This window comes from Paraburkholderia sp. RAU2J (genome assembly GCF_003634845.1).
GTDB classification, from domain to species: Bacteria; Pseudomonadota; Gammaproteobacteria; order Burkholderiales; family Burkholderiaceae; genus Paraburkholderia; species Paraburkholderia fynbosensis.
Genome location: NZ_RBXG01000001.1, coordinates 1,504,270 through 1,516,355 on the forward strand (window position 1 = coordinate 1,504,270; position 12,086 = coordinate 1,516,355).

At 61.8% G+C, this 12,086-nt stretch carries 11 protein-coding genes and 1 tRNA gene; 11 read left to right on the forward strand and 1 reads right to left on the reverse strand.

Annotation, left to right across the window (positions count from 1 at the left end):
- The first annotated feature begins 6 nt into the window (after window positions 1-6).
- The 11 genes from cpaB (at window position 7) to B0G69_RS07015 (ending at window position 11,407) form a co-directional block, all read left to right on the forward strand.
- Window positions 7-954 carry a Flp pilus assembly protein CpaB gene (gene cpaB, locus B0G69_RS06965; protein ID WP_121316228.1) on the forward strand — a complete coding sequence of 316 codons (948 nt, stop codon included), beginning with the start codon at window positions 7-9 and terminating at the stop codon, window positions 952-954.
- 250 nt (window positions 955-1,204) lie between these two features.
- The gene (locus B0G69_RS06970) at window positions 1,205-2,536 is read left to right on the forward strand and encodes a type II and III secretion system protein family protein (protein ID WP_121316229.1); all 1,332 of its coding nucleotides are present in this window, start codon (window positions 1,205-1,207) and stop codon (window positions 2,534-2,536) included.
- Window positions 2,537-2,558: 22 nt separating this feature from the next.
- A complete protein-coding gene (locus tag B0G69_RS06975; RefSeq protein WP_121316230.1) occupies window positions 2,559-2,933 on the forward strand; it encodes a CpaD family pilus assembly lipoprotein in 375 nt (124 codons plus the stop codon).
- Between the two features lie 27 nt (window positions 2,934-2,960).
- Window positions 2,961-4,181 (forward strand): AAA family ATPase, encoded by a 1,221-nt coding sequence (locus B0G69_RS06980; RefSeq protein WP_121316231.1) that lies wholly within the window; start codon window positions 2,961-2,963, stop codon window positions 4,179-4,181.
- On the forward strand, window positions 4,181-5,575 hold the full coding sequence (locus tag B0G69_RS06985) for a CpaF family protein (protein ID WP_121316232.1): 1,395 nt from the start codon (window positions 4,181-4,183) through the stop codon (window positions 5,573-5,575). Before B0G69_RS06980 ends, B0G69_RS06985 begins: the two co-directional genes overlap by 1 nt.
- Complete coding sequence (locus B0G69_RS06990; RefSeq protein ID WP_121316233.1) at window positions 5,572-6,546, forward strand: type II secretion system F family protein; 975 nt, start codon at window positions 5,572-5,574, stop codon at window positions 6,544-6,546. The genes B0G69_RS06985 and B0G69_RS06990 overlap by 4 nt, the downstream gene beginning before the upstream one ends.
- Window positions 6,543-7,505: a type II secretion system F family protein gene (locus tag B0G69_RS06995; RefSeq protein ID WP_121316234.1), complete on the forward strand. Its 963-nt coding sequence runs from the start codon at window positions 6,543-6,545 to the stop codon at window positions 7,503-7,505. The genes B0G69_RS06990 and B0G69_RS06995 overlap by 4 nt, the downstream gene beginning before the upstream one ends.
- Window positions 7,502-8,410: a tetratricopeptide repeat protein gene (locus B0G69_RS07000; RefSeq protein ID WP_241991273.1), complete on the forward strand. Its 909-nt coding sequence runs from the start codon at window positions 7,502-7,504 to the stop codon at window positions 8,408-8,410. Before B0G69_RS06995 ends, B0G69_RS07000 begins: the two co-directional genes overlap by 4 nt.
- Window positions 8,407-8,901, forward strand: coding sequence for a TadE/TadG family type IV pilus assembly protein (locus tag B0G69_RS07005; protein WP_121316236.1), 495 nt, complete (start codon window positions 8,407-8,409; stop codon window positions 8,899-8,901). Before B0G69_RS07000 ends, B0G69_RS07005 begins: the two co-directional genes overlap by 4 nt.
- Window positions 8,898-9,575 (forward strand): TadE/TadG family type IV pilus assembly protein, encoded by a 678-nt coding sequence (locus B0G69_RS07010; protein WP_121316237.1) that lies wholly within the window; start codon window positions 8,898-8,900, stop codon window positions 9,573-9,575. Before B0G69_RS07005 ends, B0G69_RS07010 begins: the two co-directional genes overlap by 4 nt.
- Window positions 9,572-11,407: a VWA domain-containing protein gene (locus tag B0G69_RS07015; protein ID WP_241991274.1), complete on the forward strand. Its 1,836-nt coding sequence runs from the start codon at window positions 9,572-9,574 to the stop codon at window positions 11,405-11,407. Before B0G69_RS07010 ends, B0G69_RS07015 begins: the two co-directional genes overlap by 4 nt.
- A 402-nt stretch (window positions 11,408-11,809) precedes the next feature.
- Here the strand turns inward: B0G69_RS07015 and B0G69_RS07020 are convergent.
- Window positions 11,810-11,885, reverse strand: a tRNA-Lys gene (locus B0G69_RS07020).
- Window positions 11,886-12,086: the final 201 nt, after the last annotated feature.

The following is a 12,086-nucleotide window of genomic DNA, read 5'->3' on the forward strand; positions in this document are numbered from 1 at the left end:
GCTCCCATGTCAAACGTCATTAAATTCGCCGTGCTGATCGTCGGAGCCATCATGATCGCCCTGATCGTGCGGGTGGTCGTAGCGAGTGGATCGCATCCGTCGAAGGCTGTCATCAAGACGCAAAAGGTGCTGGTGAGCGCAGCCGATCTCCCGCAGGGCTTGCTCCTGCGCGACGAAGATATGGTCTGGAAACCCATGTCCCTCGCCGATATCCCGGCGGGCGCCATTGTTGCCGGTACGCCAGGCGCGCCCGAACTGAAGGGTGCGTTGCTGCGTCATGCGGCAGCGACCGGCACCGTCCTCGTGGCCGAAGACGTGATTCTGCCGGGTGCACCGGGATTCCTGGCGGCAACGCTCAAGCCTGAAATGCGCGCGGTGTCGGTGGCCGTCGACGACGTCTCCGGTAACGCAGGGCTGATCCAGCCGGGCGATTACGTCGATCTGCTGCTGACGCAGCAGATGGATCGCCGCACCGACTCTCCTGATCTCGCCGTGTCGAGCGAAACGGTGGTCGAGCACGTGCGCGTGCTCGCGGTCGGCTCCGAAATCAAGCGGCCGAAAACCGGCGACGGCGCGGAGCCGATGGGAAGCCGCCCGGCCCGTACGGTCACGCTGGAAGTCACACCGCGCATGGGCGAGGTTGTGTCCGTCGCTGCACGGCTCGGCAGCCTGTCGCTTGCGCTCCGCAGTTTCGCGACGGCTTCGCGCGACCCCGCCGCATCGGCGCCGGCTTCCGCCGTACAACCGGCGCCGGTTTGGGCGGGCGACATCTCGCGCGCCGTGCGCGACCTCCCGAGATCGCGCGCAGTCCAGCTCAGCGCCACCGCACCCGCATCCGTCGCAGCGCGGCCGGTCATGATCTACCGAGGCTCCGAGAAGTCCGACCCGGCAGCGGGTACTGCCGGAGGGGGAGACAGCGCGCCGCCGTTGCCGTCCATTCCCGCGCAACGCTGACGTCGTCTAACCGCGGGATCAGGTTCATTTGCCAGGATAGAGAAACGTGAAAATGCCGTTCAGTCCGATTCGCAAAGCAGTATGGTTGATGGCTTGCGCGGTTTCTTGCGCGGTGCCGATACTCGCAACGCCGGCGCACGCGGCGCCATTGCGCTCGGACAAGTCGCACGGCGCTGCCTCACATCCGGCCTCCGCGGGGCGCACGGCTTCCTCTCACGCCACGTTGCCGCGGACTGTCGCTGCGACATCGATGGCCTTGCCCAACGATGCATCGGCGCCACTGAACGTCAGTGAGGGTAAAGGCACGCTGGTGCCGCTGAACGAGGTCGCCACTTCGGTCTTCATCGCCGATCCGACGATCGCTGACGTTCACGTCCCGTCGCCGAAGGCCGTGTTCGTGCTGGGCAAGAAAACCGGTAACACCACGCTCTACGTGCTCGGCGCGAACAACAAGACATTGGTGCGACGAACGGTCGTGGTCGGGCGCGACATGGACGGACTGCGCAACATGATCGCCGCGCGCTTTCCCGGCATGAACGTGCAGGTGAGCACGGGGAAGGGCTCGTTGCAGCTGTCGGGCAAGGCGACCAACCCGTCCGACGCCGACGCCGTAGTCCAGGCCGTCACGCCGTATCTGGCGGACAAGGAAGTCCTGATCAACCGCATGACGATCGACCGTCCGCTGCAGGTGCAGTTGCGCGTGCGAATCACGGAAGTGGACCGGAACGTAACGCAGCAGCTTGGGATCAACTGGCAGGCAATGGGTAACTCGTTCGGCAATTTCTACGGCGGCCTCTTCAGCGGGCGCCCGATCTACAACCTGAACCAGCCAATCATCGGCCCGACGGGCCAGACGACTTATCCGGTGAACCTGCCGAGCAATAACGCGTTTTCGCTATTCGGCGCGTTCAAGACGAATAACGTCAATATTCAGGCGCTCGTCGATGCATTGAACCAGGAAGGTCTGCTGACCGTTCTTGCCGAGCCGAACCTCGTGGCGATGTCCGGCCAGACCGCAAGCTTCCTCGCCGGCGGCGAATTCCCGATTCCGGTGTCGCAGACCAACGGCGCGATTTCCGTTGAGTTCAAGCAGTTCGGCGTGAAGCTCGACTTCACGCCGACCGTACTCAACGATCGCCGCATCAGCCTGAAGGTGCGTCCGGAGGTGAGCCAGATCGACACGTCGGTGAGTGTCACGACGGGCGGCATCACGGTGCCGGGGCTAAGTGTGCGCCGTGCCGATACCACCGTCGAACTGGGGAGCGGCCAGAGTTTTGCGATCGGCGGCCTGCTGCAGAGCAATACGACCGACATCATTTCGCAGATCCCGGGCATGGGCTCCATTCCTATTCTGGGCAAGCTTTTCTCGTCGACGAATTACCAGAACAACAAGACGGAGCTCGTGATCATGGTGACGCCCTATCTGGTCGAGCCGACCGACTCGTCCAAGCTTCGCACGCCGCTCGAATCGCTGGTATCGCCCAGCAGCGACGTCGAATACAGCTACAACCGTCAGGCCGGCAATGGGTCTTCCGCGTCTGATCAACCGCGTCTCGTTGGCGCGGCCGGATACGTCTATTGAGCCGCTTCAGGAGCCCGACCTAATGAAAACCGTCCGTCTTCTTACGCTCCTTCTCGTCTGCGCTATCGCGGCCAGCGTCAGCGGATGCTTCAAGCCCCCGTTCGGCATGCCGGATTCGTCGACGATCGGCTTCGACGGCCACTCCGTGTTGCCGCCCGATTGCGCCAAGCTCGCGCGCCCGTCGGTGCTGACGGACGCGGGCTGGCATCGCCCGAGCATGGAGTGGGGCTGTGCGACTTACACCAATCTCGCAGCGCAAGTCGCGCATCCGGAAGATCTCGTCAAGCCGCAGCCACTCGGTCCAGCCGACGCCGCCGTCGCGGCGAGCGCGGTGCATCGTTACGAAACCGGTCGTGTGATTCCGCTCGACAGCGGCACTTCGCGCGATTCCAAGTGACGCGGCTAACACTCACGGAAGACGACCATGAGCACGACTGAGTTCAACTCTACGAAGAACAACACAGGAACCCGGGTCGCCGATTTCATTGCGTTCGTGAACGACCGCAAGACGGAGCAGGTGCTCAAGAGCTTCGTGCTCGACCAGGTCATGCCGCATACGCACGTTGCAGTCGGCGGAGTCGATGACGCGATTGCTTACCTGGCGAAAATCGAACGATCGCCGCAGTTCCTGCTGATCGATCTGCAGAATTCGGTGATGCCGTTGTCGGACCTCGGCCGGCTCGCTGAAGTGTGCGAGCCTTCCGTTCAGGTCGTGGCCTTGGGCGAGCGTAATGATGTCGGGCTGTTCCGCAGTCTCCTGAAGATCGGCGTGCGCGATTATCTGGTCAAGCCTCTCACGGTCGAACTGCTCAAGCGGACCGTGAATGTCGCCGAGGGCAAGGTCAGCCCCGTGATGCTGGCGCGCGCGGGCAAGACGATTGCGTTCGCAGGAACGCGCGGCGGCGTCGGCACGACCACGGTCGCGCTCAACATCGCCCGCCATCTGGCCGAGGACACGCATCGCCGGGTGGCCTATGTCGACCTGAACCTGTACGGCGGCGCGGCGAACAGCATGCTCGGCATCCAAAGTAACAACGGCCTGAGCGACGTGCTACAGAACGTGCATCGGCTGGATCCGCAGTATGTGGAGCGCACGTTGATCGCAAAGGGCGCGCGGCTCTTCGTCCTGTCGGCCGAACTCGATTACGGGAACCTCTCGCCGTTCCAGGGGGGGGCGCTTGCGCGCGTGCTCGAGCTGCTATGCGATAGCTTTCACTATGTGATCCTGGATGTCGGCAGTCTGACCGACCCGCTTGCAGGCGACGCGTTCGACTATGCATCGCGCGTCTATCTGGTCGCCGACCCTTCGGTGCATTCGACGCGCGAGACGATACGTATCTTGCGTTTTATCGAGGACCGCGACAACAACCCGCCCACTTCGCTGCTGCTGAACAATCCGAATGCGGCGAGCACGGGCAAGGTCCAGGCGGCCGACTTCACGGCGGCCGTCGGACGTGCCGCGCTGTATGAGATTCCGTTCGAAGCCAAGGCAGTCACTGTCGCCGAGAACCTGGGCGAGGCGCCGAACGAAAAGGCGCCGAACGGCTTTAATCAGACCATCATGCGAATCGCACGCGACCTGACCGGTCAGCCTGCGGCCGCTGAACGCACGTTCTTCCAAAAGCTCAGATTCAGGAGGCGCTGATGTTCGGGCAAAAGCAGGCTCCGCGTACATCTGAAGCGACTGTTGACGCCGCAGCAGCGGAAGCTGTCGCCGTGATCGAAGCGACGGCGGCGCCAGCTGCGGCTCGCTCGCATACGTCGGAGGGCAACGAGACGCTGGTGCGCTCCGAGCTGTTCAGAACGATCCGTAACGGTGTGTTCAGCCTGATAAACGCGTCGGCCGCGGTCGGCAAGACGCGTGAGCAGATGAAACCGGGCGTCGAGCAACTGGTGCTCGAAATTGCGGAGCGCGAACGCCTCAACATCACGATGTCTGAACAAGGGCAGATCGTCGGTGAACTGTTGAACGACATGTTCGGCCTGGGTCCGATCGAACCGTTGCTTGCCGACGAAACGATCACCGACGTGCTGGTCAACGGACCCGATCAGGTCTACGTAGAGCGGCACGGACGCCTGGAACTCACGCCCTTCAAGTTTCGAGACAATGCGCACGTCGTCAATGTGGCGCAGCGGATCGCCGCTGGGGTGGGGCGGCGGGTCGACGAAAGCAGTCCGATGGTCGATGCACGTCTCGCCGACGGCAGCCGGGTGAACGTCGTGCTACCGCCGCTCGCCATTCATGGGGCGAGCATTTCGATTCGTAAGTTCTCGAAGCGCAACATCACGCTTTTGCGGATGGCGCAGCAAGGCAACATGTCGCTGCAGATGGCGAACCTGCTCAAGCTTGCGAGTACCTGCCGGCTGAACGTCATTGTGTCGGGCGGTACCGGCTCCGGCAAAACTACCTTGCTCAATGCGCTGTCGCACTTCATCGGACTCGGCGAGCGGACCATCACCATCGAAGACGCGGCCGAGCTGCAACTCGTCCAGCCGCACGTCGTCAGTCTGGAGACGCGGCCAGAGAACGCCGAAGGACTCGGCGGCGTCGCTCAGCGCGATCTCGTGCGCAATGCGCTGCGGATGCGTCCGGACCGGATCATCCTCGGCGAAACGCGTGGTGCGGAAGCCTTCGACGTGTTGCAGGCGATGAACACGGGCCACGACGGCTCGATGACCACGATCCATGCGAACACTCCGCGCGACGGCATCACCCGGCTTGAGAGCATGGTGATGATGGCGAACGGGAACCTCCCGCTTCTATCGATTCGCCGGCAGATCGCGAGTGCGGTGCACCTGATCGTGCAGATCGAGCGGATGCGCGACGGCATGCGCCGTGTCACCCGCATCACCGAACTGGTCGGCATGGAAGGCGACGTCATCATCACGCAGGATCTGTTTACGTTTCGCTACGACGCAACCGCCTATAGCGAAGAGGTCAAGGGTGTCTACGAATCGGCGTTGGTGCGACCGGCGTTCTCGGCGCGCGCGGCGTATTACGGGCTCGAAGATGCGCTGCTGGAGGCGATGAGGCCATGAACAGGGTTGACCTCCTTACGACATGCGCTTTCATACTCGTGCTGATGCTCGGCGTGATGTGGCTGGTCATGCAGGACATGCGCAAGCACCAGCCTAAAGCAAGGATCAAGGCGCGTATGGAAGAAGCGTTTTCCTCGCACGACTTGCGCACGCGAGACGACAGGACACGCCATACCGACCTGTTCACGATCAGCAAACGCGACAACGCGATAAGCCGCCGGTATGGACCGAAGGCGGCGCGCCTGCGAACCGTCGCCGGGAAGAACGGCATTCGCGTCGTGCTGGCGGCAGGGGGGGCCGGCGCGCTCGTTGCGATGCTGATGACGCGCTTCATGCCGCTGCCAAGCTTCGCTATACCGCTGCTTATCGTCGGACTACCGATATTTGCAGGCGGCCGCGCTTATCAAACGCTGGTCCAGCGGTTTCGCCGACGCTTTCTCGAGGGCTTCCCTGACGTGATCGACCTTATCGTGCGCGCGGTGCGTGCTGGTGTCCCGGTTACGCAGGTCATCGGCACCGTTTCGAGCGAGTGCCCTGAGCCGATGCGTCGTGAATTCAAGCTGATGAGCGATTCGCTGCAGGTCGGTCTCGATCTGGAAGAAGTGTTGGCCGTGGCCGTCAAACGCATTGAGATCGCGGACTTTTCATTCTTCTGCGTGTGTCTGTTGCTGCAGCGTGAAACGGGCGGCCAGCTTGGCGAGACGCTCGAAGGTCTGGCCGGGATTGTTCGGACACGTCGTGAGATCCGTCAGAAAACGAAGGCGCTTACGGGAGAAGCCCGCATCACGACCAAGATCATGGCTGCCATTCCAGCGGTGATCATGCTTGCTATGTATGCGATGAATCGAACCTACCTCTTTATTCTGTTCAAGACGCTTCCCGGCCAGAAGCTTCTGACGTTTGGCGCGATCTCGCTCGCGATCGGCCTGACCGTCATCGGCAAAATTTCAAAACTGGATACCTCGCGATGAGTCCGGCCAACGTCGAAACGCTGATCAACCTGCTGATGCTGTTTGCGCTGTTCGCCGCGCTCGCGATCTGGTGGGCGACGAAGCACGGCGGCAGCCGCGGACGGATCGCCGAGCGAGCACGGCAAGCCGCGCTCGCCCAGCGGGCAGGCAGCACGGAGTCGGAGGAACTCGAGGAAGGAAGCGGGTTTGGCCAGCGCTTCCTGCATCGCCTGGCGGTGGTGGGTGACCGCCTGCCGCTGTTCGACGCGAAATATCGCCTCAAGTTGAAGAAGGAAATGCTTCAAAGCGGCTACCGCAGCAACCTCGCTGTGTCCATCCTGCTGGCGGTCAAGTTCGGAGTCGGTCTGATCTGTGCCGCGCTGACGGTCATGCTGGGGTCACACATTCCGGTCTTTGGCGGCTATCCGGCGTTTCGCGGTGTGATGATGCTCTTCGTGTTCATCATCGGAATGATCATCCCCGAATACGTCGTTTCGTTTCGCGCGTCGCAACGCCGCAAAGAGATGGAAGGGTGCTTGCCCGATGCACTCGATCTGCTCGTTATCTGCACGAACGCGGGTAACAGCCTCGGCGTGAGTATCCGGCGCGTGGCCGATGAACTCGCGACAATCTGCCCGCCACTTTCGAGCGAATTTGCACTGACGGCCGACGAACTCAAGCTCTCCGGTGACAGCACGCGTGCGCTGCACGGTTTGGCCGAGCGGATCAATCTGCCGTCGATCCGCGCGCTCATTTCAACACTAACGCAGTCAATGCGTTACGGCACCCCGATCACCCAGGCACTGCGTACGCTGTCGCGCACCGAACGGCTCGCCCACATCGTTTCGCTGGAAGAGAAGGCTGCCAAGCTCGCTCCAAAGATGGTCGTGCCGATGATGCTGTTCATTCTTCCCGCGGTCGTGGCGATTGCCGCCGGCCCGGCCGTTATCCAACTGATGGATGCACTCGCCAAACAATGAAAAACGCTCATCTCACCATTGCTCGCCGTGTGCCCGTCACGCGAGGCATCCAGCTTCTGGGTTCTGTCCGGCGAGCCTCGCTGATCGCTTGCGGCATGTCGCTGTTGACGCTCACCGCTGCGTGCACGACAACCGAACGCGTCTCCGAAGCGCGGCCCGTAATACGCAACTCGACGCCCACGACCATGAGCGAGCTTCGAATCGCGGACACGGCGCTCGACTCCGGCAACCTCGAACTGGCGACGACGCTGTACGAAAAAGCGGTAAAGGCCGACCCGCATTCGGTCGAGGGATTGACCGGGCTCGGTAATACCCTTTACGCGGTCGGCGATTTCACGCGGGCGGGTGTCTACTACGAGCACGCAAGCCAGGCCGATCCGCGCGCGACCGCACCGCTGATCGGCATCGCGCGTGTCGCGATTCACCAGAGGCGCTTCGATACTGCGATCGCCACCTATCATCGCGTACTAGCGGTGACGCCGAACGATCCAATGGCGTTGGCGGGGCTTGGCGCGGCGTTCGACCTCACGGGCGATCATCTGGGCGCGCAGGCTGTGCTTCGCGATGCATTGAACATGAATCCCGGCGATCCAATGCTGAGCGTGAACCTCGGTCTGTCGCTGATCCTGAGCGGCAATCCGCGTGAAGGCGCGAACGTGCTGCTCGACGTTACACGTTATCCTGCGGCGCCCCCGCAGGCTCGCCAGGATCTCGCGCTTGCCTATGGCCTGCTCGGCAATACCGAAGCGGCTGCTGAAATCCTCGGGCGCGATCTGCCCAAGGCATCGGTGCAGGACAACTTGCGCTTCTACGAAATCCAGCGCGAGCGCCTCGCGCCGCGTCCGGCTACGTCCAAAGTAACGGCAGTGCCGACCGCCTCTGTCCAGGCAGCGAGCCTCCGATGAAAACGGCAGCCTCGCAGCGGCGTCGCCGGCTGGCCCGCTTCCTTGCCGACAACCGTGGGGTCTCGGCGATCGAGTTCGCCCTCCTGTCGCCGGTCGTGATCCTCCTGACGCTGGCCACCTTCGAGCTTGCGCTCGACATGATTGTCGACGCAACGGTGCAGATTGCGGCTGAATCCGCGTCGCGCACCGGGCTGACCACGACCGATCCGGCCACCGGCACGCGTTCGGATCAGGCGAAAAGCATCGTGATGAGCGTGCTGGGCCGCTGGCAGAACATCGGTGCAACGGTGAGTATCAACACCTGGAACTATGGCAATTACGACAATGTTGGCACGCCAAACTATCAATCGAACATGGGCGGTCTCGGCGACGTCGTCGCTTACCAGATCAGCGTCACCTTGCCGACGGGCTTCACTGGCATATACAGATTTTTCGGAGTGACGTTGCCGCTTACGTTTCAACGCAATTACCTCGTGCAAAACGAAAAATGAAAAGTGCGATGAAAAAAATGTCATTGGCCAGTCGTTTCGGCCTTCTTCGATCGGATCGCGGCAGCGTGACGATCGAGTTCGTGATTATCGTCCCGCTGATGCTGCTGATCCTGCTCGGCTTTAGCGAGGTGTACCTGTACATGCGGGCCGTGAGTCTTGTCGAGCATACAGCCTTCACGCTCGCCGATTCGCTGGGGCAGATGACAGCGGTTGTCGACGACCCCACGACAGGTTCTACGGACAGTCTCGGTTCGCTCTGGAACGCGGCGACGCTGCTCGCCGTGCCGAACGCATTGCAGACGAAGGGTGGCGTTTATATCACTTCGATCTGCGATCAGGCGATGGCAGGCTGCAACGCGGCCGCCCCGGGCACGAAACCCTACGTACCCAGCGCGCCGACGATGGCTGCCGGTACGCCGGTGCGGTTCTGGCAGCGGAGCGCGCCTTGGACCCTGGCCGCCATGAAATCGCGGGAAACGGCCACGAGTCTCTTGCCGGCAACATGGCCGTTTCGTAACGGTGATTCGGCGGTCGTGGTGGAGGTGTTCTATTCATACACGCCCTTCTCGATGACCATGCCTTTCTGGACGAGCGCACCAGGCACTCAGACCATCTACGAACGAGTCTATGTGCGCCCGCGTGCTGGCACTGCACTGACTTTGGTGTCGTCATGATTTTCGACCATATCGCGGCACGAGCCGCCAATCGGTCGACCCGCCACGTGGCTCCATTACAGCCTCGCTCTCTCACGAGATTGCTCAGCGGAGACGAGGGTTCGCTCACGGTCATGTTCTCGCTGTGCGCAACCATGATGATCGGATCGATGTGCACTGCCATCGACACCATTCATTACCAGATGACGCAGACTCGCATCCAGATGGCGCTCGACGTCGCCACGCTGTCTTCGGGTGTCAACCTCGCGCATTACCCGAGTACCACGGGGAGCAGTCTTGCGCAGTGGCAAGCCGACGCGCGCGCTTACTACAATGCGAACATGCCGTCGGGTTACATGGAATTCAGCATGCCTGACCCCAAGTTTTCGGCGACGGTCAGCGGCATGCCTTCCACTGGCCAGACCATCAAGCTCTCTGCGACGGGTAGCGCTCCGTTGCTGGCACCGATCATCTTCGGTAATAGCGCATCGGGCGACGGGTCCGGTTCTGGTTCCGGCTCCGGCTCCGGCTCCGGCGGAGCGCCTGACACGGTGACTATCTCCGCCAGCAACACGGCGCTGCGCCAGCCGCAGAGTTTGCTCGAACTGGTCCTGGTGCTCGACAACACTGGTTCGATGTCCGACTACGCGAGCAGCGACAAGACGCAGGGCACGAAGATCCAAGGGCTTCGCACGGCGGCCACTGGCCTCGTGAACAACATCTTCAGTGTTCCGAAGAACAACTCCTACGTCGGGCTTGTGCCGTTCACCACCATGGTCAATTTGGGCAGCGCGCTGCTTCCGAGCGGCAGCTGGATGACGCCGAGCTTCACATACAACCCGAACTATGTCTATATGACGCGCCACTCTGGCGTGACCGGATCGGGATGGGGCGGTTGCGCCGTCGAGCCGCGCGATGTGAGCTCGAACCTGTATCCACAGGCCTATGCACCGTTGAATTCGCCAGGATTCACGCCGTTCTTCTTTAACGTCCCGAAGGCAGGCTTCACGGTTAAGACGTACAAAAGCACGAGTGGTGGCAATAACAATTGTGTTGAGTCGAGTACCAACACCGTGGCCGGCGTTCCGCTGACCCTGCAGACCAACGGTTCGACGACAACCTGCGGCATCAGCAACGGATTGGGTATCGCCGCGGCCTGGGGCCAGGCAAGCCAGACCAACCCCAAAACCAAGACCTATGATCAGAACGGCAACGTCAACGGAACCGGCAGCCCTTGCTCGATCGCGCCGGTAAAATTCCTCACTCAGGACGCGAACTCGCTGACCACCGCCATCGGCGGTATGCAGGCCGCGGGCTCGACGATCATTCCGACGGGCCTGCTGTGGGGCTGGCGTATGTTGTCGTCGGACTGGTCGAACAATGTGTCGAAAGGAAACGGCTGGGTGTCGACCGACAACACGTTGCCCCGCCCGGAGATCACGCAAGGATTGCAACGGGTCGCGATCGTATTGACCGACGGCGAGAATGATCCAGGGAGCGCGAACGGCATCATGCCGCCGCCGTCCTTCAACGGCTTGTCGGGCGTCGGGAGCAGCGCGTTGCAAGCGCCCACCGTCACACGCCTGAACGGTTCGTCGCTCTTCGACGGCTCGACAACATCGGTCGACGACATCAATGCCTTCCAGCTCGGTGTCTGTACCGCGATGAAGAACAGCGGGATCGTCATCTACGCGATTACTTTCGGGAGCGACGCATCGAGTGCGGTGGCACAGCAGACGATGCAGAGTTGCGCGTCGCCGGGCAACTACTACCATGCACCGACCAACTCGGACCTCAATACCATCTTCCAGCAGATTGCCAGCAGCCTTGGTGTGCTTCGATTGACGCAGTGAGGGGAGGCGGGCGTGGCCGACCCGGAATGTAGACCGGGTGCGTTGATGCGGCGGCGTGCAGACGCGAACGTGTACTTGTCCGCGCTGTGTCGCAATAAGGCGCTGCGGTATCAGTAAGTGAACGTTCGCAACAGGCCGGACAAGTCCCGGCCGCTATTGCTGCATCGAAGGGTGGTTCGTCCCTCGGGGGTGAACGCTCGCGAACCGATTGTGAGTACGGTCGCGGAGGATCGCAGGAAGTGGGCGAACAGGCCGAACAGGCGAACACATCGCCGTTGTTTAGTCTCGGCGGCGACGTCGGTAGTCGACGTGCGTTGACGAAAGCCGGTTACACCGCGGTTACATGGGCGCCAGGAAACAAAAAGCCCGGTCGCGAGGACCGGGCTAAGTGCTTGATTTCTTTGGTGGGGCGTGAGTGACTCGAACACTCGACCTACGGATTAAGAGTCCGCTGCTCTACCAACTGAGCTAACGCCCCCAACAGAAGCGAAATTATGCAGTAACTTTTCGAGCTTGCCAAGCCCCTTTAGTAAATTTCTTAAAAACATTCGCGTCCGCAGATGGGAGTCATTCCTCGATGGCGCCACGAGCGTGAAAAACGCGCGGCGCTGATCGTCCCGGTATCATGTCGCGGACATCTCACCGCGCGAAGCGTCGCGCGGCTTTCGACCGGGGACTG

What these genes read in the sequence shown, in the direction of transcription:
- B0G69_RS06990 (WP_121316233.1), top strand. Translation starts at nt 5,572, where the DNA reads ATGAACAGGGTTGACCTCCTTACGACATGCGCTTTCATACTCGTGCTG.
- B0G69_RS07005 (WP_121316236.1), top strand. Translation starts at nt 8,407, where the DNA reads ATGAAAACGGCAGCCTCGCAGCGGCGTCGCCGGCTGGCCCGCTTCCTT.
- B0G69_RS07010 (WP_121316237.1), top strand. Translation starts at nt 8,898, where the DNA reads ATGAAAAGTGCGATGAAAAAAATGTCATTGGCCAGTCGTTTCGGCCTT.
- B0G69_RS06985 (WP_121316232.1), top strand. Translation starts at nt 4,181, where the DNA reads ATGTTCGGGCAAAAGCAGGCTCCGCGTACATCTGAAGCGACTGTTGAC.
- B0G69_RS07015 (WP_241991274.1), top strand. Translation starts at nt 9,572, where the DNA reads ATGATTTTCGACCATATCGCGGCACGAGCCGCCAATCGGTCGACCCGC.
- B0G69_RS06980 (WP_121316231.1), top strand. Translation starts at nt 2,961, where the DNA reads ATGAGCACGACTGAGTTCAACTCTACGAAGAACAACACAGGAACCCGG.
- cpaB (WP_121316228.1), top strand. Translation starts at nt 7, where the DNA reads ATGTCAAACGTCATTAAATTCGCCGTGCTGATCGTCGGAGCCATCATG.
- B0G69_RS06975 (WP_121316230.1), top strand. Translation starts at nt 2,559, where the DNA reads ATGAAAACCGTCCGTCTTCTTACGCTCCTTCTCGTCTGCGCTATCGCG.
- B0G69_RS06970 (WP_121316229.1), top strand. Translation starts at nt 1,205, where the DNA reads ATGGCCTTGCCCAACGATGCATCGGCGCCACTGAACGTCAGTGAGGGT.
- B0G69_RS06995 (WP_121316234.1), top strand. Translation starts at nt 6,543, where the DNA reads ATGAGTCCGGCCAACGTCGAAACGCTGATCAACCTGCTGATGCTGTTT.
- B0G69_RS07000 (WP_241991273.1), top strand. Translation starts at nt 7,502, where the DNA reads ATGAAAAACGCTCATCTCACCATTGCTCGCCGTGTGCCCGTCACGCGA.